General features: G+C 54.7%; 22 protein-coding genes and 2 tRNA genes. 10 read left to right on the plus strand and 14 right to left on the minus strand.

Annotated elements, in window-relative coordinates:
* The first annotated feature begins 130 nt into the window (after positions 1–130).
* The 5 genes from NQU42_RS05660 to NQU42_RS05680 all read left to right on the plus strand — a co-directional run bounded on the left by NQU42_RS05660 (position 131) and on the right by NQU42_RS05680 (position 4,261).
* Positions 131–1,015, plus strand: coding sequence for a hypothetical protein (locus NQU42_RS05660; RefSeq protein ID WP_296609769.1), 885 nt, complete (start codon positions 131–133; stop codon positions 1,013–1,015).
* Positions 1,016–1,278: 263 nt separating this feature from the next.
* Entirely contained in the window at positions 1,279–2,166 is an 888-nt protein-coding gene (locus NQU42_RS05665; RefSeq protein WP_296609770.1) for a hypothetical protein, read from the plus strand.
* A complete protein-coding gene (locus NQU42_RS05670; RefSeq protein WP_296609772.1) occupies positions 2,156–2,392 on the plus strand; it encodes a hypothetical protein in 237 nt (78 codons plus the stop codon). Before NQU42_RS05665 ends, NQU42_RS05670 begins: the two co-directional genes overlap by 11 nt.
* A gap of 54 nt (positions 2,393–2,446) precedes the next feature.
* Positions 2,447–2,929 carry an adenosine-specific kinase gene (locus tag NQU42_RS05675; protein WP_296609773.1) on the plus strand — a complete coding sequence of 161 codons (483 nt, stop codon included), beginning with the start codon at positions 2,447–2,449 and terminating at the stop codon, positions 2,927–2,929.
* Between the two features lie 33 nt (positions 2,930–2,962).
* Positions 2,963–4,261: a dihydroorotase gene (locus NQU42_RS05680; RefSeq protein WP_296609775.1), complete on the plus strand. Its 1,299-nt coding sequence runs from the start codon at positions 2,963–2,965 to the stop codon at positions 4,259–4,261.
* A gap of 66 nt (positions 4,262–4,327) precedes the next feature.
* On the opposite strand, the gene NQU42_RS05685 is transcribed toward NQU42_RS05680, so the two are convergent.
* Both NQU42_RS05685 and hpt read right to left on the minus strand, forming a co-directional pair.
* Positions 4,328–4,564: a DUF357 domain-containing protein gene (locus NQU42_RS05685; RefSeq protein ID WP_296609776.1), complete on the minus strand. Its 237-nt coding sequence runs from the start codon at positions 4,562–4,564 to the stop codon at positions 4,328–4,330.
* On the minus strand, positions 4,561–5,133 hold the full coding sequence (hpt, locus tag NQU42_RS05690) for a hypoxanthine/guanine phosphoribosyltransferase (RefSeq protein WP_366070180.1): 573 nt from the start codon (positions 5,131–5,133) through the stop codon (positions 4,561–4,563). The genes NQU42_RS05685 and hpt overlap by 4 nt, the downstream gene beginning before the upstream one ends.
* Before the next feature lie 247 nt (positions 5,134–5,380).
* On the opposite strand from hpt, the gene NQU42_RS05695 reads away from it, so the two are divergent.
* The 3 genes from NQU42_RS05695 to NQU42_RS05705 all read left to right on the plus strand — a co-directional run bounded on the left by NQU42_RS05695 (position 5,381) and on the right by NQU42_RS05705 (position 6,906).
* Positions 5,381–6,007 carry a hypothetical protein gene (locus NQU42_RS05695; protein WP_296609779.1) on the plus strand — a complete coding sequence of 209 codons (627 nt, stop codon included), beginning with the start codon at positions 5,381–5,383 and terminating at the stop codon, positions 6,005–6,007.
* Between the two features lie 708 nt (positions 6,008–6,715).
* Positions 6,716–6,823 (plus strand) — tRNA-Tyr (locus tag NQU42_RS05700).
* Positions 6,824–6,833: 10 nt separating this feature from the next.
* Positions 6,834–6,906 (plus strand) — tRNA-Asp (locus NQU42_RS05705).
* 250 nt (positions 6,907–7,156) lie between these two features.
* Here NQU42_RS05705 and NQU42_RS05710 read toward each other — a convergent pair.
* Complete coding sequence (locus NQU42_RS05710; RefSeq protein WP_011695720.1) at positions 7,157–7,954, minus strand: 2-amino-3,7-dideoxy-D-threo-hept-6-ulosonate synthase; 798 nt, start codon at positions 7,952–7,954, stop codon at positions 7,157–7,159.
* A 216-nt stretch (positions 7,955–8,170) separates the two neighbouring features.
* Positions 8,171–10,330, minus strand: coding sequence for a CDC48 family AAA ATPase (locus NQU42_RS05715; protein ID WP_296609781.1), 2,160 nt, complete (start codon positions 10,328–10,330; stop codon positions 8,171–8,173).
* Positions 10,331–10,983: 653 nt separating this feature from the next.
* On the opposite strand from NQU42_RS05715, the gene NQU42_RS05720 reads away from it, so the two are divergent.
* Together NQU42_RS05720 and NQU42_RS05725 are read left to right on the plus strand one after the other, a co-directional pair.
* On the plus strand, positions 10,984–13,056 hold the full coding sequence (locus NQU42_RS05720; protein ID WP_296609783.1) for a minichromosome maintenance protein MCM: 2,073 nt from the start codon (positions 10,984–10,986) through the stop codon (positions 13,054–13,056).
* Between the two features lie 159 nt (positions 13,057–13,215).
* The gene (locus NQU42_RS05725) at positions 13,216–14,493 is read left to right on the plus strand and encodes an NDP-sugar synthase (RefSeq protein ID WP_296609784.1); all 1,278 of its coding nucleotides are present in this window, start codon (positions 13,216–13,218) and stop codon (positions 14,491–14,493) included.
* 35 nt (positions 14,494–14,528) lie between these two features.
* Here the strand turns inward: NQU42_RS05725 and NQU42_RS05730 are convergent, their stop codons facing one another.
* From NQU42_RS05730 to NQU42_RS05775, 10 genes are all read right to left on the minus strand, one after another.
* A complete protein-coding gene (locus NQU42_RS05730; RefSeq protein ID WP_296609785.1) occupies positions 14,529–14,963 on the minus strand; it encodes a dCMP deaminase family protein in 435 nt (144 codons plus the stop codon).
* 201 nt (positions 14,964–15,164) lie between these two features.
* Entirely contained in the window at positions 15,165–16,007 is an 843-nt protein-coding gene (locus NQU42_RS05735) for a UbiA family prenyltransferase (RefSeq protein ID WP_296609786.1), read from the minus strand.
* A 550-nt stretch (positions 16,008–16,557) separates the two neighbouring features.
* Positions 16,558–17,253 carry a DUF5803 family protein gene (locus NQU42_RS05740; protein ID WP_296609787.1) on the minus strand — a complete coding sequence of 232 codons (696 nt, stop codon included), beginning with the start codon at positions 17,251–17,253 and terminating at the stop codon, positions 16,558–16,560.
* Positions 17,210–18,208, minus strand: a complete 999-nt coding sequence (gene rtcA / locus NQU42_RS05745) for an RNA 3'-terminal phosphate cyclase (RefSeq protein WP_366070182.1) — start codon at positions 18,206–18,208, stop codon at positions 17,210–17,212. Before rtcA ends, NQU42_RS05740 begins: the two co-directional genes overlap by 44 nt.
* A gap of 11 nt (positions 18,209–18,219) precedes the next feature.
* The gene (locus NQU42_RS05750; protein WP_296609789.1) at positions 18,220–18,495 is read right to left on the minus strand and encodes a DNA-directed RNA polymerase subunit L; all 276 of its coding nucleotides are present in this window, start codon (positions 18,493–18,495) and stop codon (positions 18,220–18,222) included.
* 10 nt (positions 18,496–18,505) lie between these two features.
* Entirely contained in the window at positions 18,506–19,099 is a 594-nt protein-coding gene (locus NQU42_RS05755) for an exosome complex RNA-binding protein Csl4 (RefSeq protein ID WP_296609791.1), read from the minus strand.
* Positions 19,100–19,106: 7 nt separating this feature from the next.
* Positions 19,107–19,697 (minus strand): METTL5 family protein, encoded by a 591-nt coding sequence (locus NQU42_RS05760; protein ID WP_296609792.1) that lies wholly within the window; start codon positions 19,695–19,697, stop codon positions 19,107–19,109.
* A gap of 119 nt (positions 19,698–19,816) precedes the next feature.
* On the minus strand, positions 19,817–21,571 hold the full coding sequence (locus NQU42_RS05765) for a ribosome biogenesis/translation initiation ATPase RLI (RefSeq protein WP_296609794.1): 1,755 nt from the start codon (positions 21,569–21,571) through the stop codon (positions 19,817–19,819).
* Between the two features lie 10 nt (positions 21,572–21,581).
* Positions 21,582–22,001 (minus strand): hypothetical protein, encoded by a 420-nt coding sequence (locus NQU42_RS05770; protein WP_296609795.1) that lies wholly within the window; start codon positions 21,999–22,001, stop codon positions 21,582–21,584.
* Positions 22,002–22,198: 197 nt separating this feature from the next.
* Positions 22,199–24,991: a hypothetical protein gene (locus tag NQU42_RS05775; protein ID WP_296609797.1), complete on the minus strand. Its 2,793-nt coding sequence runs from the start codon at positions 24,989–24,991 to the stop codon at positions 22,199–22,201.
* Between the last annotated feature and the right edge of the window lie 320 nt (positions 24,992–25,311).

Consider the following 25,311-nt stretch of genomic DNA (forward strand, 5'->3'; position numbering starts at 1 on the left):
CAGGAAATGAATACCGATGCGGAGATATTCATGCAGAACGGCAGCCTGACAGGAACTGCAAAAAGTATTATAAGTATGTATGATACTAATCATAGATACGGGAAGGAGCGATTATGTGCGAGGTGATGAAATGCGAATACCATCAGCACTCCTCATTGTTCTCTTTCTGTCTGGTATAAATGGAGCAGTATCCCAGAACGTTTCGGAGAATGTGAGCGCTGTGAATGAGAGCGTCTCAATGGATCAAAAGCCGCAAATGGCACTGATACTCGACGTCTCCGCACCCGGTGCGGGAGACGCGCGGGAGTATGTCATCAACTACACCACAAATATCCTGAACATACTCGATCCGAGAAATATAAACTTCACAGTGCTCACCACAGGGGATCTTGCAGCTGATAATGAGTACACGCTATTCATAACAAGGATAGGCGCAAGAGCAAACCACGAGATGGCGATGAACGGCCCAGGTGGCGAAAATATATCGATGGGAGCTATCAGGAAGGCCAAACGGGAGGTTGAGAGCTGCTACATCTGCGGAACTGAGAAGAAGAGCGTTGTGGGATACAGGCCATCAGAGAGGATAAACGAGAGCGATTTCGCGATCTTTGAGAGCCTCGGAATCAGCTACATAATAGATGATGGGATGTTCTTCAGCGCCAATGCATCCAGGCCATACCTGCTGGACAACACGACCCTGTACGTGGTTCCAGTGACATCGATCGCATCAGACTCAGGGACCGTGATGCTCAGCGACAGACGCGCGGCCGGGATGAACATGAGCGGAGATGAGTGGTATTCGATTCTATCCAGAGGCATGGATGATGCTATGAGCAGAGGTGAGCCGCTGGTCGTGCTCATAACAAGCTACATCTCAGGTTCTGGAGATTATATGGACGCGCTTGAGCGATTTATCGACGATGCATCTGAGAGGGGAATGAGTTTCGTAAAAGTGAACGATCTCGTGCAGATGTCAAAACCCACCCCGACGCTTATGGCCGCTGCGCTCCTTTGATCGCGAGATATGCATATTCAGGGAGATCCCTCACCCGGATCTCCTCTAATATTTTGGAGCGAGGGAAAACGCAACAACTGACACTTTTGTTTTGCAACTCGGAGGTCGTGCAAGCAGGGTGATGGAAGCACCAATTCTCATCCAGAGCGCATTGCTGGACCAGTGCCTCCACGACAGATGGACAGGAGCATCACATCGATATTCTGCTAATGTTATGCCGGGAACAGGCAGCAATTTAATAGGTTGAAGTACGTGTTTCAAGCATGTACGAGGAGATCGGAGCGATTATAGGGAGGGGATTCTCCACCTGGAGAAGTAATCTCGGTATATGCGTCCCCTTTGTGCTCGATGTTATCGCCATAGGGCTGCTGGTCATGTTGCTGTTCATCTCCATCCTCGGAACCATGCCCGAGTCCTTCGCGAACATCGAGAATGTACCTCCGGAGGAGCTGATCCAGGCTTTCGAGGAGAAGGGACTGATTATAGGAGCGTACATGCTGCTGTTCTTTGTACTCGCGCTGCTTGTCAGCTCATTCTTCACGGCAGGAGCGACTGGCATGGCGAGAAGCGCGAACGCGACCGGCTTCTCCTCCCTTGGGGAGATGTGGTCTTCTGGAAAAAAATACTGCATCAGGCTCTTCTTGGCATCCCTCCTGAGCGTGATCATCTACGCCCTTGGAGTTCTGGTCGTCAGCGCGTTATTCGTGCCGTTCGTATCCATGGACGTCCTGTCTAGCGTCGCTCAGGCCCCTGAGCAGATAGATCCAAGGCTCGTGGCTCTCGTGATCGCCTGGATCCTGGCCATGTGCCTGATACTCATAGTGATCTCCATGGCCCTCGCTGTCGTCTCTCCTGCCATTGTGGTCGATTCCCTCAGCGCTGTCTCAGGAATCAGGGCAAGCATACGCTTCTTCAGAGGGAACATCTTCGATGTATTCCTGCTCTGGCTTGTGACACTGGGATTATCGATGGCGTTCAGCATAATCGGGATGTTCTTTGAGGGCACCGGCCTGGAGGGGCTGTGGTCCACGGCCGGCGGCATCTTCAGCGTTCTCATCATAGCACCTCTGACCACGATCTGGTGGACCAGGCTTTATATGAGCAGAACTGGAAAGGATCTACACAGATATGATCGAGCATATGCTGTTTAGGTTCAGGGCGATGGCTCTGCCCTTCCAGACCGTGCTGATCGGAGCGATCTTCTTCACCATCTACGATCTCTACACATACTTCGGTCATGGGCTGGGTGCTATCGAGTCCGCGGTCGAGGCTTTGGTCGCTTCGCTGATATTCATGACCGCGTACTATTTCACTTCAATTGCACTGGGGTCGAGGAGCTCTGAAAGGCGGGGGAAGGGGCTGCGCAAGAAGCGTTAGTACAGGTCCGCAACCGATAAGTCGGTGGTCGGGATATCTGGAATGGTGATCGAAATGGAACTGAAGACCGTGAGAATGGAGATACCCGATGGCTCAAACCTCATACTCGGTCAGAGCCACTTCATAAAGACAGCAGAGGATCTATACGAGGCGATCGCGGGAAGCGTGCCAGGCGCGAGATTTGGAATAGCCTTCTCAGAGGCGAGCGGCGATTGCCTGGTAAGGCTGGAGGGTAACGATGACGCTCTGAAGGACGCCGCCAAAAGGAACTCGCTCGCGCTGGGATGCGGCCACACATTTGTCATCCTTATACAGGGCGCGTTCCCGATAAACGTTCTCAACGCCATCAAGGGCGTTCAGGAGGTCTGCAGCATCTTCTGCGCCACTGCCAACCCTGTGGAGGTGGTTGTGGCGTCGACCGAGCAGGGCAGCGGCATACTCGGAGTGATAGATGGGAGTTCGCCAAAGGGTGTTGAAGGGCCTGAGAAGGTTGCTGAGCGGCGGAGCCTTCTGAGAAGGTTCGGATACAAGCTCTGAGGCAGACGCGAACCCGGTACCGGAGAATGCTGCATGATGGACCTTCTGGTGAAAGACGGCAGAGTTTACAGCGGTAACAGACTGCTGAGCACAGACATATGGATTAAAGACGGAAGGATCGCGGCCCTGGGAGGGTACAACAAAGCCGCTGAGAGGATCGACGCCAGCGGCATGATCGTCATACCTGGGGCCATAGACATGCACGTCCACTTCAGGGAGCCGGGGTACACGCACAAGGAGGACTGGGAGAGCGGCTCGATATCCGCGGCTGCTGGCGGCGTGACGACCGTTGTCGATCAGCCCAACACAAATCCGCCGGTCATGGACGCGGATTCGTATATGGATAAGCTGAATCTGGCGAAGCGCAGCTCTGTCGTCGACTTCTGCCTGAACGGCGGGCCCGGTGACGTCGAATCCCTTCTCAGGGCAGGGGCATCTGCGATCGGCGAGATCTTCATGTACGAGATGAGCGACGAGCGGCTGGCCAGAATTTTAGAGGAGGTCGCGCGGCTCGGCGCGCTGGCGACGGTGCACGCAGAGGATGGAGAGGTCATACGGAGATACTCGGAGCCGCTCAGAGAGATCAGAGATCCCGATGTCCATTCCAGGGCAAGGCCGCCGATCGCAGAGGTCTCTGCGATAGATCGGGCTCTTAGCATATCAAGATGCAGGCTCCATATCTGTCACATCTCGACAGCCGATGGCCTGGAGCTGGTGCGGAGGAGAAGAGAGAGAAGGGTGAGCTGTGAGGTCGCACCGCACCACCTCTTTCTGAGCAGAAGGGATTACAGGAGCCTAGGTACATTTCTCAAGACGAATCCTCCACTGCGAAATCCCACAGAATGCGATGCCCTCTGGGATGGCCTGAGGAGAGGGGATATAGATGTCATCGCATCAGACCACGCGCCACATCTCCCCGAGGAGAAGAGAGACGACATATGGCATGCACCTCCCGGCGTCCCTGGCGTGGAGACCATGCTTCCCCTCATGCTCTACGCTGTGAAGAGCAACATGATAACCCTGGAGAGGGCTGTTGATGCTCTATCAGCAAGGCCCGCATCAATCCTGGGATTGAGATCCAAGGGGGAGATCGCAGTTGGGAATGATGCGGATCTGGTGATCTTCGATCCGAAGAGGCAGGAGCGGATCGATGTGCAGAGGCTTCACAGCAGGGCCGACTGGACGCCGTATGAGGGAAAGAGGGCGATATTCCCTGTGATGACCCTGGTCAGGGGGAGCGTTGTCTTCGATGGGGATATCGAGGTGAATCCTGGATACGGCAGAAATATCGAGACGCGTATCAGTAAGAGAGAAGAGGAGCATTCTGATTAGATGTCCTTTGTGGGCATGTTGCGCGAATCGACCGCCCGCTCAAGCTCGGACGAGCTTAGAGCCCTGTCAGCATTTTATTCTTTCCAGCTCCTCACCTATCTCGAGCCAGGCCCATGCCCAGATGACAGCCTCGAATGCCCGGATGAGATCTCCTCTCCCAAGAAAGTACCTTGAGTCGCTGATGTAGGCCTTTATGTTGCTCAGAAACCTCTCGTCTCCTCTGCATCTCGAGAGCCTCTGATCAGCCCTCACGAGCCACTTCTCGGTCTCAGCTCTGAGGTCGGCAGCAAGATCTTCGTTCAAGACCTGAATGAGACCTCCTCAACACTGAAGACGCGCTTCTCATCAACATCCACCCTCACCATGGTTTTGAGAGGATAACCGGATGACCTCACCCGCTCAGCGCCATCGCCTCTCTCGATGACAACAACAGCATCCCTGATCACAGCGCCCGCAGCCTCCAGCGCCTTCATCACCGCGAGGGCTGTGCCTCCTGTGCTCACAACATCATCCACAAATATCACACGATCTCCTTTTTTTATTCCGTTGAGATATATCTTCGATTTGGAGTAGCCTGTTACCTGGCTGACCTCTATCTCCCCGGGCAGTCCGTACATCTTCTTGCGAATTATCACGAGCGGTATATCCGTCACGAGTGAGAGCGCTCCGCCAATTGGGATTCCCATCGCCTCAACGGTGACTATCTTGTCGACATCCAGATCGGCGATCCTGATTATATGACAGACGACCTCTCTTATCAGCTCAGGTCTCGTCTCTGGAACTCCGTCCGTTATCGGATGAATGAAGTAGTTGTAATCCCCTCTCTTGAACACAGGCGCATCGTAGAGCGATTTCTTCAGTATCTCGAGCAAAGCCAAACGCCTCCATTCAGCGTAGCGCGCATTGCTTTAAACGGTTTTGGCCCCGGCCCGGATGAAGGGTCGGTTCAAAATCGCCACGCAAATTATTTTCCACTCACCTGTGGCACCCCCTTCTGATTCAGCTTATTTCGAGACGGCTCTGGCTCCTGGAATCTGTGGCCGGTCAGCTCCTGCCTTTTCGGATCAAAGATAATTTAAACACAAACATCCGAAATAATCATGTCTCCGTGGGAGTAGCATGAGCGCAGCGACATCTCTCAGAGTTCTGCTCGTTCTCGCGATCATAGCTTCTGCTGTACATGGATCTCCCGGAAACAACTACCATGAGGAGTACACGAACGTCCTCAGAGTCGCAGGCACAGGGCTCATCGATATCAGCACATCAGCTGTGGACAGGAGATCCGGGCTGGAGTACTACAACGTGATGTACGGAGAGGGCGACTTCGAGATGGACTCCACACATGAGATCGCCACAGCGCCCTCAGGCAGATCTGCCCCCACAAACCTCACCGACACTACGCGCATGACATATCTCGGCTCGGTCCCGCTCGTCGGAGTCAAGGTCATAAAATCCAGGTCGATCTATGGCGGGATAGGAGCTGAGATCCAGGAGAGCTTCGCTGTGACAGAGATGGATCGGATACAGAGGACGTTCTTCGGATCGAGAAGCCCGTGCGATTCCATCGCTATGGACGTCTCAGCAAGCTTCAACGGCACATGGACAACGGATGCCGCATGGCACAAGATCTTCGAGAAGAAGGTTCGAGATCACACAAGCTTCCAGGGCAGGTTTGATGTGAAGAAGCTGCTCAAGATACAGGAGAGCGGTCATCCCCAATCGAGATTCAGCGGGATCGACTTCTGAGTGCCTGTAAGCGGGCCTGAATTTTGGCTGAAGGAAGTGGCGCCATCGAGGACTATGAGGGGATGCGTGAGCCCGGGTAGCGATGGCGCAAACTCCAATCTTTGGAGCAAGTATTTACTTATCAGATGAACACCGCTTACACTTTTGTATATGACTGAGGAACAGATCAAAATGTCAGAGGATACGCGGCGCGGAGACCTCCGGGCAGCTTTACAATGTGGGCATCTCAAAATCGCCACGCACATCGATCCGGTTTGGTGTGTTTTCCACTCACTACGCCCCATCCTAAATCAGCTTAAGCAGTTTCGAGACGCCCTCAATGAAACTCTGGCCGCAAAGAAGGAGTCATTGGAGGACGAACTTTACAATCTGAATTACGAGAAGATGGCCAGGCAGCTTTTTGCAAACCGAAGGGGATAATCCACTAATGTACACTCGGCTTGCCCACACCAAGAACTGACGCAGTCCTCTCACACTGGATGAGACCATATAATATCGAGAAAAGCTTAATTTCTAAAGGCACCTTATTCCTGCTGAAGAGGGGTATGCCGGATAACACAGAAATCGATGATGCAGCTGACATCGGGCATCACCTCTTTAAATTTCATTGAAGTAACCATATACTCAGCTCTTGCTTTTATCTTATTCGGACAGGTCCCGGCCCTATATCGAAGAGCTTAAGTATAAGCAAGTCGACCAATAGCGAGGCCCGCCTTAACTCAGCCTGGTAGAGTGCGCGGCTGTAGTATGTATAGCACCTTCATGGTGCTGCGCGCAGTCACCGCGATGTCCCCGGTTCGAATCTGGGAGGCGGGACTTGTGAAATGTCCGGATGGTGTAGTGGCCTATCATGAAGCCCTGTCGAGGCTTCGACCCGGGTTCGAATCCCGGTCCGGGCGCTTGTTTTCCTGGGCGTTGAACGCCCGGGACCCTCACTCCAAAAACCCAGTCGCCAGTAATGTGTTGATGTGCTTTGGTGCAGGCCTTCCAATCGAGAGGGGAAGAGCCGCGTCCACTCTGTTGGTCAGCTCCGGGCAAAAAGTACTGTGTACGTGGAGGTCCGCAGGCGTTTGCATCGCATGGACTCTGTCAGTGGCTGTAGGATCTTTTTCAGCTATTTGGGCACGCAACAGGGATCTTGCGGGGACCTCAGAGTTTCAGCCTTGCAGCCTCCTCTGGCGTGTAGCCCTCATGCACGATCTTGGAGAGCTTCCTGGTTAGCAGGGTTGGATTTTCTGCCTGGAATATGTTTCTCCCTATGGAGATGCCGGCAGCGCCAGCCTGCATCGCATCGTACACCATCTGGAGGAGATCTGCTTCGGTATCCATCTTCGGGCCGCCTGCTATGACCACCGGGGCGGGGCACCCCCTGACGACCTCTCTGAAAGTCTCAGGAGAGCCTGTGTAGTTTGTCTTGACTATATCCACGCCAAGCTCGGCCCCGACCCTGGCCGCATGCTTCACATACTCGACGCTGTGCTCGGACCTGACCTTTGCGCCACGCGGATACATCATGGCGAGAAGCGGCATGCCCCACAGATCGCACCTCCTCGCGACCATCCCAAGATCGCGCAGCATCTCTGCCTCGTCCTCGGCGCCCACATTCACATGAATGCTGACTCCATCTGCGCCAACCCTTATCGCATCCTCAACCCTGGTCACGAGCACCTTGTGGTTCGCATCCGGGCCGAGCGATGTCGAGGCTGACAGATGGATTATGAGCCCCACATCCTTCCCGTAGCCCCTGTGGCCGTAAAGCGGCAAACCCATGTGCCCGAGGACGGCATTCGCGCCTCCCTCCGCGACCTTATCCACGGCAGCTGCCAGATCTATGAGACCGGGTATGGGACCTACCGTGAGCCCGTGGTCCATCGGGACTATGACTGTCTTCCTAGTCTTTCTGTCTATTATGCGCTCAAGCCTTATCGATTTTCCAATCTTGCTCATGATCGCCCATAGGATGCGGGCCAGAAATTAAATGCAGCGGTTCATTCTCTATGAGGACCTCGTAAACTTCCGTGTTATGCGATCTGGTTTTATAGATGGGCGTTTGCGGCAGCCAGGCTGGGCAGGTTGCCAAAAAGAGAACAGAAATCAATAAAAAGGGGGCATCCCGTCCCCCTTAAGGGGACGAACAGTTGTCTCCTGATCGGGCGCAGATGATCATCTCGGGAGTGTGTAATGTATTCGCACATCCTTCAGGCTTGGCCTGACCTTCTTCAGCGCCTCCTCGAAGTGCCTGCGCTCCACCTTGAGGTTCTTTATCGACTCCTCATCCTGTGGCTTGCCGGAGAGCACATACTCCCTGATAGCGAGCATCACAGCCTCACTGCACACCGCCGCAAGATCCGCGCCGCTGTAGTTCTCGGTGCGCTTTGCTATCTCAGCGAGATCAACATCATTTGCAAGAGGCCTGTTTGCAGTGTGTATCCTCAGTATCTCCAGCCTCGCCTCCTCATCGGGCGGCCCGATCTCTATCATCCTGTCGAACCTGCCCGGCCTTAGGAGCGCGGGGTCGATTATGTCAGGCCTGTTCGTCGCAGCTATGACTATCACGTTGTGCAGCGGCTCCAGCCCGTCCATCTCGGAGAGTATCTGGCTTATCACCCTCTCTGTCACATGTGAATCTGCAGATCCGGAGCTCCTCATGGGAGCGATGGCATCGATTTCATCGAAGAAGACCACAGCAGGTGCGGCCTGCTTGGCCTTCCTGAACGTCTCCCTGACAGCGCGCTCCGACTCTCCGACCCACTTGCTCAGGAACTCCGGGCCCTTGACGCTTATGAAGTTGGCCTGGCTCTCCGTCGCCACCGCCTTTGCGAGCAGGGTCTTGCCGGTGCCGGGCGGTCCGTAGAGGAGAATCCCCTTTGGCGGACTGGCCTTCATGTGCTCGAAGATCTTCGGGTAGGTCAGAGGCCACTCCACCGCCTCCATCAGCTCCTGCTTTGCCTGATTGAGACCGCCAATATCGCTCCACCGGACATTGGGCGACTCCACAAGCACCTCGCGCATCGCTGATGGCTCGAGATCCCTCAGTGCGTCCATGAAGTCTGCCATCGTCACCTCGATCTTGTTCAGGATCTCTGCCGGTATCGATTCTACCTCGAGATCCAGCTCCGGCAGAACACGCCTCAGAGCACGCATTCCAGCCTCTCTGGCGAGGGCAGCGAGATCTGCTCCGACGAAACCGTGGGTTACGTCAGCCAGCTTTCCGAGATCCACATCAGAGCTCAGGGGCATGCCTCTTGTGTGTATCTGGAGGATCTCCAGTCTGGCATCTCTGTTCGGCACTCCGATCTCGATCTCCCTGTCGAACCTTCCCGGCCTTCGGAGCGCGGGATCGAGGGCATCCGGCCTGTTTGTGGCGCCGATTATCACGACCTTGCCGCGCGACTCCAGGCCGTCCATGAGCGCGAGGAGCTGGGCGACGACTCTTCTCTCAACCTCGCCTGTGACCTCCTCCCTCTTGGGTGCGATCGAGTCTATCTCGTCTATGAGAATTATGCTGGGTGCGTTCTCCTCTGCGGTCTTGAAGAGCTGCCTGAGACGCTCCTCCGACTCGCCGTAGTACTTGGACATTATCTCCGGGCCGCTCAGGGTCTCGAAGTGAGCGTTGGTCTCGGATGCGAGAGCCCTTGCCAGCAGTGTCTTGCCGGTGCCAGGCGGACCATGCAGAAGCACGCCCTTCGGAGCCTCAACTCCAAGCCGCTCGAAGAGCTCGGGGTGCTTCATCGGGAGCTCTATCATCTCCCTGACCTTCTTGATCTCAGCACTCAGACCGCCGATATCCTCGTAGGTCACGCGCTGTATCATCTTCTCCTCCTTCGCCGGCTTCTCGCTGAGCTCTATCCTGGTGCGGTCTCCTATAACGACAGCATCTCTTGGCGGCGTGACCCTAACGGCGACGAGATCGATCTTGCGCCCCATGACATTGAGCTCTATGACATCTCCTCTCGAGATCACCCTGCCCTCCATGTACCTCCTCAGGTACTCCTCTCCGCCTGTTATCCGGAGAGGAACGGTTGGCGCGAAGACCACGGTCTCTGCCTGTGCTGGCTGGACGATTCGCACAGGGACACGCTCATCTATGGTGACCCCGGCGTTCCTCCTGAGCGTACCGTCCATTCTGATTATGCCTGTTCCGGTATCCTCCGGATAGCCGGGCCAGAGAAGTGCAGCAGTCTGCTTCTTCCCCCTGATGCTTATGACATCCCCGGCCTGCCAGCCCTTCTCCTTTATAACAGCTGGATCCACGCGTGCGATTCCTCTTCCAACATCGGAAGCTCGCGCCTCTCCGACCTTCAGAACTACCTCCTCTGTCATACAAAGACCTCCATATAATGTATCACATCTAGGTACAAAATTTTATCTTGTTTATACCCATGTGTGACTCTTGTTAACCTCGTTTTACTAACTTTTTGTTAGTATGGTTATGGATCTGATATATAAACTTTTCTATGAGACTGCTGTGTTGAATAATGAATCCGATAGCAGAGGCCGAATTCATGCAGATTCAAATATCTGGCAAAAACCGATAGCATCCGACCCCAGAGATATTTGTTATTCAACACAGCATATGCGACTGCTGTGTTGTAGAGTCCCGAAATTATTTCGCGTCTCATCTAACTCCGGCGTCATAGTCCGGAATATGAAGCTAACCCGGGAGAAGGTTCGCTATATTTGCCCCTCTTCAACATGGCACTTTTTAAAAGACACAAACTCCAATTATCTTTGTTAGTGGAGAGGGCGAAGCGAGAAGACCCCTGAGGATGTGAGCGGATCCCCTGTCGGAGCGATTCCTATATACCTCACGACAAACAATTCCACTCCAAGATCTCTAAGAAGACTCGAAGTGCCGCCTGGGGATCTATCACATATGAGACAGGGAACGCAGTCTCTGGCGGTAGGCTTAGAAGCTCCGCCATTCATGGCGGGAGCATTCACACCATCCGTGCATCTCTCATCGGGGGCAGTCTGTGTCGTACGATCCTGTTTCAAAATGGGAGGAGTTCATACGCTCCAGGTATTGGGACGATCTCCTGAAGCTGGCGGAGTCGTATCCATCAACAAGAAGCCTGATCGTGGATTTTTCGGATCTAGACAGATACGACACAGAGTTCGCGGACGACCTTCTTGAGAATCCCGATGTGATGCTGGATGCTGCACACAGCGCCCTTCAGGAGATTGTGCTTCCTGTGGATGTGGATCTGAGCGGGGCGCATGTCAGGGTTGTGAACCTGCCGCAGCACCTCAAGACCAGAGACCTGAGAAGCGATCACATCGGGAAGCTCATAGCCATCGAGGGCCAGGTCAGGACAGCGACAGAGGTCAGGCCGAAGATAGTCAGGGCTGCATATGAGTGCCAGCGGTGCGGGCATGTCTTTTACGTCGATCAGTCGGGGACGAAGTTCATCGAGCCGTATGAGTGCCCAAACGAGGCGTGCGACAGAAGAGGCCCATTCAGATTGCTCCCGAAGAGATCGCACTTCGTCGACGCGCAGAAGGTTCGCGTTCAGGAATCTCCAGAGGATCTCAGGGGCGGAGAGCAGCCACAGACACTGGACGTGGAGCTCGGCGACGATCTCGTTGGCAGGATCTTCCCCGGAGACAGGGTGATAATCAACGGGATCCTGAGATCGTATCAGAGGACGACACAGAGCGGGAAGAGCACGTACTTCGACCTGTTTCTTGACGGGATCAGCATCGAGATGATGGAGCAGGAGTTCGAGGAGATCGAGATATCGCCTGAGGATGAGAAACGGATTCTCGAGCTGAGCAGGGATCCTCATATTTATGAAAAGATCGTGAGATCGATCGCTCCATCCATCTACGGCTATGAGGATGTTAAGGAGGCCCTGGCCCTGCAGCTCGTCTCCGGCTTCTCAAAACGGCTTCCGGATGGAGCGAGGATAAGGGGAGACATCCACATACTCCTGGTTGGAGATCCGGGGGTTGCGAAATCGCAGCTTCTGAGGTACATGGCGAAGCTCTCTCCGAGGGGCATATACACGTCTGGAAAGAGCTCTACATCTGCCGGCCTTACAGCGACTGCGATAAAGGACGAGCTCGGAGATGGGAGGTGGACCATAGAGGCAGGGGCGCTGGTGCTCGCCGACAAGGGCATAGCAGCAGTGGACGAGATGGACAAGATGAGCCCGGACGACCGCTCAGCTCTGCACGAGGCCATGGAGCAGCAGACGATCAGCGTTGCAAAGGCAGGCGTCATGGCGACCCTGAAGTCGAGGTGCGCGCTGCTCGCAGCTGCGAACCCTAAGATGGGAAGGTTCGACAAGTACGAGCCGATAGCGCCGCAGATAAACCTCACCCCGGCCCTGATGTCCAGGTTCGACCTGATATTCGTTCTGACCGATGAGCCGAATGCTGAAAGGGATGCGCATATAGCCACCCACATCCTGAGGAGCAACTATGCTGGGGAGCTCTCCACCCAGAGGAGCATAAATCCATCAATAAACGATGAGGACATCGAGAGCGCGACGGAGATCATAAAGCCGGAGATAGAGCCGGAGCTGCTCAGGAAGTATGTGGCCTATGCCAGGAAGAACATATTCCCGACGCTCACAGATGTGGCGATGGAGAGGTTCAAGGAGTATTACATAAATCTCAGGAGCCAGGGGCAGGATGGAAACAAGCCGGTGCCTGTAACGGCGAGACAGCTCGAGGCGCTCATACGTCTCGGGGAAGCCAGCGCCAGGCTGAGGCTCAGCAACCTGATCACAGAATATGATGTCGATCGGGTCATAAGAATCGTTGAGTCTTGCCTGAAGAAGGTGGGCGTCGATCCGGAGACGGGAATGCTGGATGCGGATGTTATCAGCATAGGGATGAGCAAGAGCACCAGGGACAAGACAAAGATGATGCTGAACATAGTCAGGGAGCTCGGAGGAAAGGATGGCGCCCAGATCGATGATGTACTTGACAGGGCCGAGGCAGAGGGGATAGACAGGGACAGGGCAGAGGAGATTATCTCGCGTCTGAGACAGGAGGGCTCCCTGATACAGACGAGCAGGGGCACTCTGAGGGCTGTGTGACTGGAGTTCTCTCCTTAAACTGACAGATTTCTGAACATTCCTGGGTCAGCTACTCAGACACGAATACCGGATCTTCCGCCCTCCCTGCACCCCAGCTGATTTCTATGAGGGTGACTTCTGAGCGATAGTCTTAATATTTACGAAGTGCCACCCGATTTCATGCCACCGCCGGTCATAGCAACAGTCGGCGGAGGGGGCACGCGGTTGTACCCTCTCACGCTCTGCCAGCCGAAGCCCCTGGTGGAGGTATGCGACACCGCGATAATAGCGGTCCTCTTCAGAGTTCTCGCCATCCAGGGGTGCAGGAGGTTCGTACTGGGCAGCAAGGGATTCGAGAACACGCTTGCTTTGTCGAACTACTTCAAGGCAGGTGAGGGCTTCTTCAAGCGTCTTGGCATAGACGACCACGAGGAGTTCAGCTACCAGCCGCAGTACGAGGATCACGGGAGCGCAGATTCCCTCAGGTACTGCATGAACTACTTCAAGCTCGACGAGGACGTTCTGGTCGTCTCCGGCGACAACCTCATAGATATCGACCTTGAGGACTTCATAGCGTATCACAGGCGCAGGAATCCGATTCTCACCGTGGCGCTGAAGGAGCTGCCCCGAGATGATAGCATCTCCCAGTACGGGGTGGCGGAGCTGGAGAGCGATATGCGCATACGGCGGTTCATCGAGAAGCCGAAAGCAGGCACTGAGCCGAGCAGGATGATCAACACCGCCTTCTACATATTCTCTCCTGAGATAAGAGACGTCCTCGCAGAGATGGGCGACAAGTCCCGCGATATCGGAGGCGATCTCATACCGTATCTCACCGAGAACGGCTACGATGTCTATGGCTATCCTCTCAGGGGCTACTGGATAGACATCGGCACCCCCGAGAGGCTTCTTCAGGCGACCATGAACGTTCTCTCCGGAAATGTGCGCCATTTCACCTTCCGGCACCAATACAGGGAGAACCAGTGGATTCATCCATCGACCCTGAAGCGCATAGGTCGCATGCTGGAGCGTGGCGATATCGAGCTCAGGGGCAGCGTCTTCATAGGAAGGGACTGCCGCATCGAGCCCGGGGTCGTAATAGAGAACTCGCATCTCGGGCATACCAGCATGATCGAGAGGGATGTTGAGATAAGAAACAGCGCGGTCATGAGCTTCTCAAACATAATGCACGGAGTTCGGCTGAACCGTGCTGTTGTGGGCAGATACTCAACAATCGAGGCGCACAGCGTGCTGGACGCGGATCAGTCCAACGGCAGGAAGGGCATACCTGTGGTCGGCGATAATGTGAGGCTGCAGAAAGAATCTGTTGTGGGTCCTGGCATAAGGGTTGCACCTCTGAGGTACAGCCACATGATCCTCGCCACAGGCAAGTTCCTCGAGCTCGGCTCAGACGATAGGAACATATACTTCGCGCATAGATCGCAAACACCAGCATGACTACGTGGTTGAGCGATCCCTTCGCTCGACCCCGATCAGATCCTGACGACCTCAATCCCAGCCTGCTCCAGGAACCTCAGAGCCCCTTCGTCTGGGTACTGATTCCTGTACACCACCCTCCGTATCCTCGCGTTTATCATCATCTTGGCGCAGAGTATGCATGGCTGGTGGGTGCAGTATAGCGTCGCGCCCTCGATGCTCACTCCGTGGAGAGCAGCCTGGATTATGGCGTTCTGCTCCGCATGGACCGCACGGCAGAGCTCATGCCTGGTTCCGCTCTCAACCTTCTCCCTCAGACATCCCACAACATCGCAGTGCTCCAGCCCTGTGGGTGCTCCGTTGTAGCCCGTTGACAGGATGCGCTTGTCCCGCACGATCACCGCGCCAACCTTGTTTCTGAGACAGGTGGATCGCTTTGACACAACCGATGCGATCTCCATGAAGTACTCGTCCAGGCCGGGTCTGTCCATCGGCTTACTGTTACAAAGGGAAATTGATATTGCTTCCGGTTGGTGGGATATCTCTAGCCACCAGCACGCAGCATCTATAAAAATATGTTTTCGAATTGAATGCGTCAGTTGACGATGATTGGAGGAGAGCACATGGCTCCCAGTGCGTCTGGCGTGAAGCTCGCTGATCCTGACCCATGAGGTGATCCTTAAATCGCACCGCTACGCGGCATTCAGCAAGCACAGCACCGCACACGCCATCATCCACTCTCCCTCGACGAGCAGATCGAGGACCACAGGGTTCCGTCTTCTCCTCAGATATGCGATGTACGCGTATCCGTAGAGGGTGAGCGCAAGGGCGATCGCTCTGCCATCTCCCGGAAGGAGCAGCGAGACCGGCAGGATCGTTGTGTTCAGGATGAGCAGCAGCAGAACTGTCGGCATCTCTCCCAGAATCACGGGCATTGTGCGCACGCCGCTGAGCCTGTCGCCGGCGAGATCGCGTATATCGTAGAGAACTGTGTCGATGAACGTCTTTATGAATATGAAGTACAGCACCAGGATCCACGGGCTGCTATAACCGCCATCCAGCACCGGAATGAGCACCGTCACAACCGCCCATGCAGATCCCACGACGACGTTCTTCATCACCGGTATATCCTTCAGCCTCGGCAGCCACGGGAGCAGACGCATCCCGTAAAAAGCGTTTGCGATCACCGGCACGAATACCAGAGGCAGCGCTTGAGGTCTCACATAAACCATGATGAGGGCGGCTGTGATGTAAGCGGACAGCGCCAGCCCCATAAAGATCTTCCTCCGCGAATAGAGGAACTGCTTCCTCGCCGGCATGTTCGAGACGTCCCGGTCGAGATCCACGAGCTTGTCCAGCGTGTAAACACTGAATGAGACAAGAAATACCGCAAGGCATATCGTCATGCTCGGCTCGATCCCCAGCAGAACGCTTGCCATGTATGTTTTGAAGAAGCCTGTCCCACCGATGAAGAGAGAGGTCACAGCCAGGAAGGCGAGCAGCCTCTCCGCAGCATCTATCACATCTCTGCACACGATATAAAAAAACTTAAATGGATTTACCTCACGAAACTGGTTGCTCCATGTCATAAATCGATGTGAATTTGGACCGAATTTGAAAATTATCTCTTTTAATCGGTAAATTTTGCTTAAAAATAGCTAAATTGCGTTATTTGAGCAAAAAGCTGTAGGAATCATTGTATCATCCTGATCAAGCTCGAATTTAAGTTTATCTCTGTGCTGCCATTACTGTTTATACTTAAGAAAACTGAGAAATTCAAGTCTCGTCTCTTGTTATTCTATCACAGAAGTTTTGAGCAAATGCTCTTCCTCGATGGCTTCTTCGAGCACTGAAAGGTTCGCGAGGAGGTCTGCCTGAGGGCGGGGGTCTCCGAGGCCGGATCCCTGCTAGCAGAGGGAGTTAAACCGGACTCATCTAGCCGCCCTCGAGGGTCGCAGGAGGTCATGGAAGCAAGAGGCAGTGGCTCTCTGCAGTCAAGTGTTGATGCAGTCCTGAGACGGCTTCTCGCGGGACTCCGGGATGTATGCGGGAAGCAAGGGGTGCTTGAAGCTGCAGCTCTCGCACCTATCTCAGACCTCTCCGCATGGCCTCAAGCCTTCTGATGCTGGAGTAGTAGCCCGCAGCCAGGAAAATCCCTGCAGCCAGGAGGAGCACAAAGAAGTAGCCGAGTATCTGGGGGGCGTCATTCCTGTAAAATCCGACCTCTATGATTGAGTCCCTCTCGAGCCTCCAGACAACAGCTGTGCGGTTCCCCTCGATGATCTCATACGGACCCGGCCTTGGAATACCAAGAGCCCTGGCGCCCGTTGTGTATCCCTCCGGAATCATGACGGCGACAGTTCCGTTTAGAAGCACTGGAGATACGAACTGCTGCCCACGCATGGGCGCCTCGTATCTCAAAATACCGGAGACTGGCTCATCAGAAGCGATCCTGTACCTGTAAACGCCCCTCCAGAAGCTCTCTTCCACGCTGCATCTCACAACATTAGAGTTGCTCATAACAGATATGTTCTCGATCCTGGCTATCGCCGTGATGTTGAAGGTCTTTCCGGATACAGGCTGCTCTATCACAGCTCTGCCCCCGGCCAGATCCACAACCGTAGCATTGTTCAGATCGAGGGACCGCGAGCCTGAGGTGAGGATGAGAAGAGATACAGCAAGCGCGAAAAGCACCGTGCGATCGAAGCCGGCTGATGAACCGCTTGCTCTTGTATCCTCACCCTGAGCCGGTGCTGTGTATCCTGAAGACCTCTCCCTCATCGATATCTATCCTGCACCCCAGGATCCTCTGTGCCGTCCAGATGTTCGTTCTGGTATGGCTTGAGATCTCACGCGTCGTGTACTCGCCGCCGGCCAGCGCGATGTAAGGTATGAGCTGATCCGCGAGATGAACATCCACCGATGCCCCGGCTCCAAGCTCCGCAATGAGCGCATTCGCGGCCTCTCTCCCGACGTCCTCTGCGCGGACGCCCCTCTCGCCGAGCGCGCTCGATCCCCTGCACCCGGACCAGAGCGTTATCCCGCTTCCAGGGGATGAAGAGCTCACGGCCTGAATGTCTATTCTCGCCTCATATCCGTTCTCCCTCAGGAGCTCGAGCGCAGCATCAGCCTGACGCCTCGCCACATGCTCCGGAAGGGATCCGCAGTGTGATATCCCGCGGATGCTCTCATCGATGCGCTCCACCCTGGCATGCCTGAGCCGGGACGGCCTAGTGCTCAGCACCACAATCCCTCCGCCTCTCGGGTAGTACCCGCGCCGCTCGCACCTGAAGCTGGCAGCAACACCAAAAAGACGCATAGCTGGAAGTGCCACATGCTCCAGATAATCGACGGTCGGGCTCCACCGGACGTCTGTGCCGCCCCTGACCGTCAATGTGACAGGCCCCTCTGCAGCGGTGAGCGCAGGAAGCACACACTGGATTAGGAGCGTGACGCTCCCCGCGGTGCCTATATCCACATCATAGCTCCCTGCGGATATCCTGCCGGGAATGAACTCGATCTCTCCGGATTCGAGATGCACGCCTCTTGTCTCAGCTCTCGATATCCTTGCCAGGGCCTCGATGGCCCTGACATGCTGCGCTGCAAGCCCGGGCTTCGGCCTGTTGCGGCGGATGTTCTTTATTCTGACGGGGATACCGGTGAGGGCGGACAACGCCACAGAGGTCCTCACGATCTGGCCGCCGCCCTCGCCATACGAGCCGTCGATCTCCATCATCTGCGGCTTCTTCATCTCACTGCTTCATCGTACTCTCTGAGGAACTCGTCGCAGAGACCCGCTATCCTGGCAGATGCATCTCTGATCACGTCCAGCGGATCTGCGCCTCTCGTCTTGAGTCTGAAGACGGGGTTGTCCATTATAGGGAACTTCGCATCATAGGTGGCTATCACAACCCTATCGTCCTTAAGCAGCTCGCTTCTCAGGAGGTTGAGCAGCGTATGCCGCTCCCCCTCGAACTCTATCCTGAGCTCATCCTCAGTCTTCTTCAGAACCTTCAGGTTCAATCCATACCTCCTAAACAAGCCCTGTGCCGTAGTAGGTGCTCAGCTTTCTCATCTCCGTCCGCTTGCACTCAGGACACTCCAGCCGGCCGTCTTTTTTTACAAGCGGTGTCGTGCAGCTGCTGCAGTACGCCTTTATCACTCCCATATCCTCCGGCTCCGTCGAGAGCCGCATCTGTCTCGCATCTACGACCTTTGCCCTCACGATATCCCTCAGACCGAACATCTGCTTCAGGTCCTTGACATAGGAGCTCTTCACATTTGATATGTGTATGGTTGCGTCCAGCTCCGGAAGTGGTCTGGACTCGTAGCCCTTCTTGAACGCAAGCGCCAGTATCACGAGATTCTCCTTTATATCAACAACCTCCCCGACGACGATATCCCCGTTCTCCACCCTGGGCAGGGCGTTGCTTCTCGGTATCACACTCGCAAGGCGGCTCTCGGGATCGATATCTACCACGCCAGTGGTTGAGGCGTATATGTTGCCCCCGGAGACGTATGTATCGTGCCCGGGGACGAACTCCTCGGCCGAGCCTATCCTGTCGCCCGGAAGGACCAGGGCTTTCCCAATCTGCTTATCCTTGACTTCATCGGTTGTGCCTGACATCTGATCACTACTTGCACACAATCCTATATAACTCAACCTCTATCCATTCCACATCTTTCCTGTGGAACTCGAATGTCCTTTTAATTGGAATTCTTGCTTTATAGACTTCCTCAATCCTGCAGGGAGAGACGAAGCTGCGAACAAAGTTCAGGCTTCCTGCATTGTGGATGGTGTATATGACATCAGCGATCTCCACAGCCTTCCTGAGGAAAGCCCGATCACCCAGGCTGGCGTGCTGTGCGCCAAAAGGAGGGTTCATGATGATGGTTTTTACCCTGCGGAACGCGATGCGCTCGATATCCCCCAGGACGAAGTCCACATGCACGCCGAGCATCTCAGCATTCTCACGCGCGATCCTCAGCGCCTGGCGATCTATATCCACTCCATATGCCTCCGCGCCCATAAGCGCGGCCCCGATCGCCAGGATGCCTGTGCCACAGCCGAGATCCAGGACCTGGGTTAGCTCGCCTCGCATGTGAGCCATGTGGAGCAGATCCGATGCGAGCGATGGCGGGGTCATGTACTGCTCCATCGTCGCAGACGGGCTTGTGAAGCCCCTCACACGCTGAAGCAGGATCTCAAGCTGCCTCTTCCTCATCGCCACTGGTTTTGTGTGAGGACATATTTATCTGAGAGCTCCTTGTTCTAACCAGGCTGCGCACTTTTGGTCAATGGACATCTCGTCGCAGCTCATCGACATCTCACTACATGTGCGATTCAGCTCACTGCATAGTAGTACTCTCCGGCCTCCCTCTGGGCCCTATCCAGTTTCGATCCCGGCTTGTTCACCCTAGGCCTCTTTGTATCCTCATCACGCCTGAATGTTATACCGATCGCTGAGAGGAATCGATTCATCCCCTCACGCATATCGCATGGCGGGTTTGCGATTCCTCTCACACCCGGCTCGCCCTCGAATACTATCAGCCGCTCTGAGAGCATATCTATCAGGTAGATATCGTGATCCACGACCACGACAGACCGCTCTGTGGACTCTGCAAACCTTCTCATGACCTTGGCGGCCATCATCCTCTGCTCGACGTCGAGATGGGCCGACGGCTCATCCAGGAGATACAGATCCGCGTCCATGCTCAGGCATGCTATTATGGCGACCCTCTGGAGCTCACCCCCGCTCAGCTCTGTCAGCCTCTGATCCAGAAGCCGCTCGAGCGCCATCGGCTTTACGAACTCAGACTGATAGTAGCTGCTATCGAAATCGTGCGTTATGCTCCTGAGGAGCGCCTCCACTGTGACATCAGATTCCGCTTTCAGGTACTGGGGCTTGTAGGAGATCTTCAGCTTCACATCGATCTCGCCCTTCGTGGGCTTCTCGATGCCGCCCAGGATCTTTATGTACGTTGATTTTCCTATCCCATTTGGCCCCAGGATCCCCACAACCTCGCTCCTTCTTATAACACCAGGCATCGCCAAGAGCTCGAATCTCTCGTAGCTCCTGGAGAACTCACCGTACTCCACAAGAACCGGAACATCCTTCTCATCTCTCGGAGCGTGGACCTCGAACTCTATGCTCTCCGATCGTATCCGGACGTTCTCCTCAGGGAGAAAGCCCCTCAGATACTGGTTTATCCCGACCCTGATGCCCTTCGGCCTGGTTATGACGCCGTAGGCTCCCGGGGTTCCATAGGCGAGATGAACGCTCTCAGCAAGCAGATCCAGAAGCGCGAGGTCATGCTCGACGACCATCACAGCCCTGTTAGAGGCGAGGTCCTGGAGCATTCTCGCGGCCAGGATCCTCTGGTTGATATCAAGATAGGGGCTTATCTCATCGAAGAAGTAGAACTCGGCATCACGCGCGGCTGTTGCTGCGATGGCCACCCTCTGCAGCTCGCCGCCGCTGAGGCTGTCTATCTCGAGGTCCAGCAGCGGCCTTAAGGCGAGACGGTCCACGAGAACGTCGAGCTCACCTCTCTCATCCGTTCTCTTCAAAAGCTCCCTGACCGATCCCTTGTAGCTCTTTGGTATCCTGTCGACGTACTGCGGCTTGTAGGCTGTCCTGACGCCCTTCTCAGCGACTCTCTTGAGATAATCACCTATCGCCGAGCCTGCGAACCTCTCGAGGACATCATCCCAGCTGGCATCTCTCCCGAGATTCGGTCTCAGAAGCCCCGAGAGTATCGCAACGGCTGTAGACTTGCCTATGCCGTTCGGCCCCAGAAGGCCTGTGACCTTTCCCTCGACTGGTATGGGCAGGCCGTATAGCGCGAAGCCGTTGCTGCCGTAGCGGTGCACCGGCGCGCCGATCTCCTCAGGCAGGTTTGTTATCGTTATCGCGCCGAACGGGCACTTCCTGACACATATCCCGCAGCCCACGCAGAGGTTCTCTGTTATAACAGGCTTGTCATCAACGAAGACTATCGTCTCATCTCCTGTGCGCACAGGCGGGCAGAAGTACTCGCACTCCCTGGCGCACTTCCTCGGCTGGCACCGATCTCTGTTGACAACCGCTATCCTCATGAAAGGCACCTCAGTTCAGGAGTATGGTCCAGGTCACAGCCCAAAGATCCACCACGATAAACTCGACGTAGAACCAGTCCTTCCCCTTAAAGGAGAGGACGTCTATCCCTATGAGCGGGTATATGAATCTCTGCACTATCGTTGTGATGAGTATCAGGTTCAGAAGAATGAAGTGCCACTCCACCCTGACCCCACCAAGCATCATATCGGTTCCGGTGCCGAGAAGATGGTAGCACAAAACACCGGAGATTATCCCGAGGATAGAGGATACAAGCGTCTTCTTTATCCCCTCTACCTGCGCCCTCCTGCGCTCCTCTGGCGTCTTCTTCTTCAAGACCTTCCTGGCTTCCGCCTGCACTTCCGGTGTTTTTTGGGGGGTCTCCTTCCGCTCTCTCTCCCCGCTCTTCGCCTTTTTCTTTTGCTTGGCCATCGGAGACTCAGAGCTGCCCTCATACGATAATAGCATTTTGGTCATGCTGAATCGCTGGAGCGGATTCATCCATTCCCAAGAGATGATTGCAGATAACTATTTGATATGATAATTGAATGTATCTGTATCAATAAAATTGTGATCCGCGCCCTTCAGGACGCGGTAGTTCGCTAAAATTGTTGTGCAGCATATAGCTGCTACTGGATCTTTATCTCTGCGGCCGGCTCGGGTATCACCTTGATCTCCTTTGTGCAGTACTGGCTCAGAGGCACCTCCTCTTCTGTATACGGATTCTTCCTGTGCGCTGTCACACGCAGCTCCAGCGTCAGGACATCTCCTTCTTTGTATTCAGACCCGGATATCGTCACTGTATCCTCTGTTCCTATCGTTTTCCCGTTGAGCCTCCACTCGTACTCGTACCTCTCGCCCTTGACCAGCGGCACGTTCGCGCTGTATTCCTCCTCCTTGTTGGTGCAGAGGGTATCCGAGCCTTCTATCGCGCATATGCTCGGGCATGTCGCACCGCTGTCCGCAGACGCTGCGGTCTCATCGAGAACCCACTCGATCTTTTTCTCCTTGAATCTGGTGGTGAAAGCGTTCTCCTTCACGCCAGGCTCGAAGACCTCAGGCTGCCCCTGGCGCTCATTGCCAGGCCTGAACATGTTCCTCTTGCCGGGTCCGAGCTTCACCGCGACCTTGTTGGGATTGGTGTATCCCCACGTTACCGTGTAGGTGCCATCGCCGTTGTCGTTGACGCACCCGACCATTGGAGTGAGAGGCTCCCTGCTGACCTCAACGCTTGAGGTGGCTGAGGCTGTGACCATCTCCCTCACAGGGCTGTAGCCTGTGGCCTTGCAGCTGTTCGATAGCTTTCCGCTAAGCTCCTCGCCGATGACATCCTGGGTTGGTGTGTAGGTGTATGTGCCTGTTGCAGTCTCTCCTGGTCTGAGCGTTGTCTTATCCAGGCTGATCGAGCCGAACCTCTCGTCCGTCAGTGTGATGCCAGATATCGTCGTCGATCCTGTGTTTGTCACTGTGTACGTGTAAGTGATGCTATCTCCAAGGGATACCCTATCCGCCGACGGTCTCTGCTCGACGCTTATCGATGATGTATATGATATCGGAAGAGATGCTGTTGCAGAAGCTGAGACAGGGTTGCCCATCGGGTCGATGGCGTAGGCGGTCGCTGTGTTGGTGATCGGACCTGGCAGATCGTTCTCAGTTACTGTGTAAGTGGCCGTGCCGGTGGCGCTCTCACCCGGATCAAGCGTATCTCTGCTCAGAGCTATCTTGCCGAGCTCGCTGTCATCGAGAGAGACGCCGGTGAGCGTGACGTCTCCGGTGTTGGTCACCACGTACTCATAGGTCACTATCTGACCGATTCCAGCCGGCGATGGCGTCGGAGTCTTTGTCACACTCAGTGCTGCTTTGTACGTCAGGTCCACAATTGTCCGGGCGCTCGCTGTTACATCCTTCCCTAAAACGTCCTTGGCACTGACGCTGGCATTGTTTCTTATGGGTCCAGGCAGATCTCTCTGAGTGACCTGGTACGTCTTGGTGCTGGTGATGCTCTCTCCTGCCGCCAGGGTATTCTTTGTGAGAGAGATTTCGCCAAGCCTGTCATCTGTAGCGCTGATCTCACTCAGAGTCACGTCCCCGGTGTTGGTTATCTTGTACGTATACGTCACAGTCTGGCCGACGTTTGCAGAAGATGGGCTTGCGCTCTTCTCGATCTTTATGCTCCCTGTATACATCAGATCCACGGACTCGGTGTCTGTCGCAACAACCTCATTCCCAAGAACATCAAGAGCTTTGACTGTGGCTTTGTTGGCGATCGGCCCTGGCAGATCCGACTCTGTGACCTTGTATGTGGCGGTGGCTGTCGTTGACTCTCCCGGCCTGAGCTCTTTCTTTTCGAGCTTTATGTTGCTTATCTTGTCGTCTGATATCTCTATGCTCTTGAGAGTGACCTCTCCGCTGTTTACGATCGTGTATGTGTAGGTAACTGTATCTTTAACACTTGCAGGCTTTGGCGTCGCCGACTTGTCCAATGTCATGGCTGCTGTATACTCGAGTGTGACCGAGGATGTTGCTGGATCTGACACAACCTGATTTCCTGTGTGCATCTCGGTGCCGATTGCAGTCACGTTGTTTGTGAGAGGCCCTGGCAGGTCCTTCTCTGTAACAGTGTATTTTGCAGTTGCAGTCGCGGTCTCGCCTGGCTTGAGCATATTCTTATCAGGCTTTATCTCGCCCAGCTTGTCGTCCTTGAGAACTATGTCCTTGATGCGTATCGTTCCTGTGTTTGTTATCACATATGTGTATGTTATCTCAGTTCCGACCCTGGCAGTGTTAACAGATGGGGTCTTTGTGACAGCAAGACCTGATGTGTAGCCCACGTTCACTGGAAACTCACAGCTCACGGATCTGTAGGGTTCGCGCTCGTTCGGAACCACATCTGAGTAGTCCTTTGTGATCTTCAGCCCAACCCTGTGCGCTCCAGGAACGTAGTTGGACCAGTCAACCTCGAGGGTATCAGAATTCTCACCTGCAGGAGTTCCATCCACGCTCCACTCATATGTCAGCTTGCCCTCAGTCCCGCCAGCGTATTTGTAAGTCGCGATCTCCTCAGCGGTCACCTCATTCGGACCATCTATGCCGCACACAGGCATCGGGTACACGGTTATCGTTCCAGACGCCTGGTTGACGCATCCACCCACCACGGTTCTTATGAGGAGGTTGACCGTGACTGTCTTAGACACATCCTCCTGCGTGACCGTGGGGGCGGTGAAGGTGAACACCTGCGTGTCCCCCTGGGCTATGATCCTGCCATCAACTTCAGCGGACCAGTCATAGATATAATCGCCCTCAGGAGCCTTGAGCGTCACCGTCTCCCCGGATACCACGAGCTTGTTCCCGAGATCCGCGAAGTTTCCAACAGCGACGCCGCTGGCTGGCGATGCTATCCACAGAACCGCAAGTATCGCCATCAAACACCATCGTGCATCCACCCATCAACACCTCCTGAAAATATACAGTAACGTCGGTATGAATATCTACGTTACTTATTTAGATTACTTAACTATGGTTAGTAACCAAATTCTATTTTAACTTTTTGGGCATGAGGTGCTTCTGTGAAGTCGCAAACGTTTCAAAGGTTTCGGGACTCTACAAGAAAACACCCGGACCTGTCCTAATAACACTATCACCCCCTCGCGAAGTTGTAGTAAAAGATAAACATTTTACAGAAGTTGTTCCAGCATTCTATAGCTCTTGTCCATCTCAGGCTTCCCAGTTTCTTATCTTTGCG

It is taken from the genome of Methanothrix sp. (assembly GCF_024518575.1).
Classification (GTDB): domain Archaea; phylum Halobacteriota; class Methanosarcinia; order Methanotrichales; family Methanotrichaceae; genus Methanothrix_B.

Excerpts from the sequence above, each read along its gene's own strand:
- NQU42_RS05660 (WP_296609769.1), top strand. The coding sequence starts at position 131 with ATGCGAATACCATCAGCACTCCTCATTGTTCTCTTTCTGTCTGGTATA.
- NQU42_RS05665 (WP_296609770.1), top strand. The coding sequence starts at position 1,279 with ATGTACGAGGAGATCGGAGCGATTATAGGGAGGGGATTCTCCACCTGG.
- NQU42_RS05670 (WP_296609772.1), top strand. The coding sequence starts at position 2,156 with ATGCTGTTTAGGTTCAGGGCGATGGCTCTGCCCTTCCAGACCGTGCTG.
- NQU42_RS05675 (WP_296609773.1), top strand. The coding sequence starts at position 2,447 with ATGGAACTGAAGACCGTGAGAATGGAGATACCCGATGGCTCAAACCTC.
- NQU42_RS05680 (WP_296609775.1), top strand. The coding sequence starts at position 2,963 with ATGATGGACCTTCTGGTGAAAGACGGCAGAGTTTACAGCGGTAACAGA.
- NQU42_RS05695 (WP_296609779.1), top strand. The coding sequence starts at position 5,381 with ATGAGCGCAGCGACATCTCTCAGAGTTCTGCTCGTTCTCGCGATCATA.
- NQU42_RS05710 (WP_011695720.1), bottom strand. The coding sequence starts at position 7,954 with ATGAGCAAGATTGGAAAATCGATAAGGCTTGAGCGCATAATAGACAGA.
- NQU42_RS05715 (WP_296609781.1), bottom strand. The coding sequence starts at position 10,330 with ATGACAGAGGAGGTAGTTCTGAAGGTCGGAGAGGCGCGAGCTTCCGAT.
- NQU42_RS05725 (WP_296609784.1), top strand. The coding sequence starts at position 13,216 with ATGCCACCGCCGGTCATAGCAACAGTCGGCGGAGGGGGCACGCGGTTG.
- NQU42_RS05730 (WP_296609785.1), bottom strand. The coding sequence starts at position 14,963 with ATGGACAGACCCGGCCTGGACGAGTACTTCATGGAGATCGCATCGGTT.
- NQU42_RS05740 (WP_296609787.1), bottom strand. The coding sequence starts at position 17,253 with ATGAGGGAGAGGTCTTCAGGATACACAGCACCGGCTCAGGGTGAGGAT.
- rtcA (WP_366070182.1), bottom strand. The coding sequence starts at position 18,208 with ATGATGGAGATCGACGGCTCGTATGGCGAGGGCGGCGGCCAGATCGTG.
- NQU42_RS05755 (WP_296609791.1), bottom strand. The coding sequence starts at position 19,099 with ATGTCAGGCACAACCGATGAAGTCAAGGATAAGCAGATTGGGAAAGCC.
- NQU42_RS05760 (WP_296609792.1), bottom strand. The coding sequence starts at position 19,697 with ATGAGGAAGAGGCAGCTTGAGATCCTGCTTCAGCGTGTGAGGGGCTTC.
- NQU42_RS05765 (WP_296609794.1), bottom strand. The coding sequence starts at position 21,571 with ATGAGGATAGCGGTTGTCAACAGAGATCGGTGCCAGCCGAGGAAGTGC.
- NQU42_RS05770 (WP_296609795.1), bottom strand. The coding sequence starts at position 22,001 with ATGGCCAAGCAAAAGAAAAAGGCGAAGAGCGGGGAGAGAGAGCGGAAG.
- NQU42_RS05775 (WP_296609797.1), bottom strand. The coding sequence starts at position 24,991 with ATGGCGATACTTGCGGTTCTGTGGATAGCATCGCCAGCCAGCGGCGTC.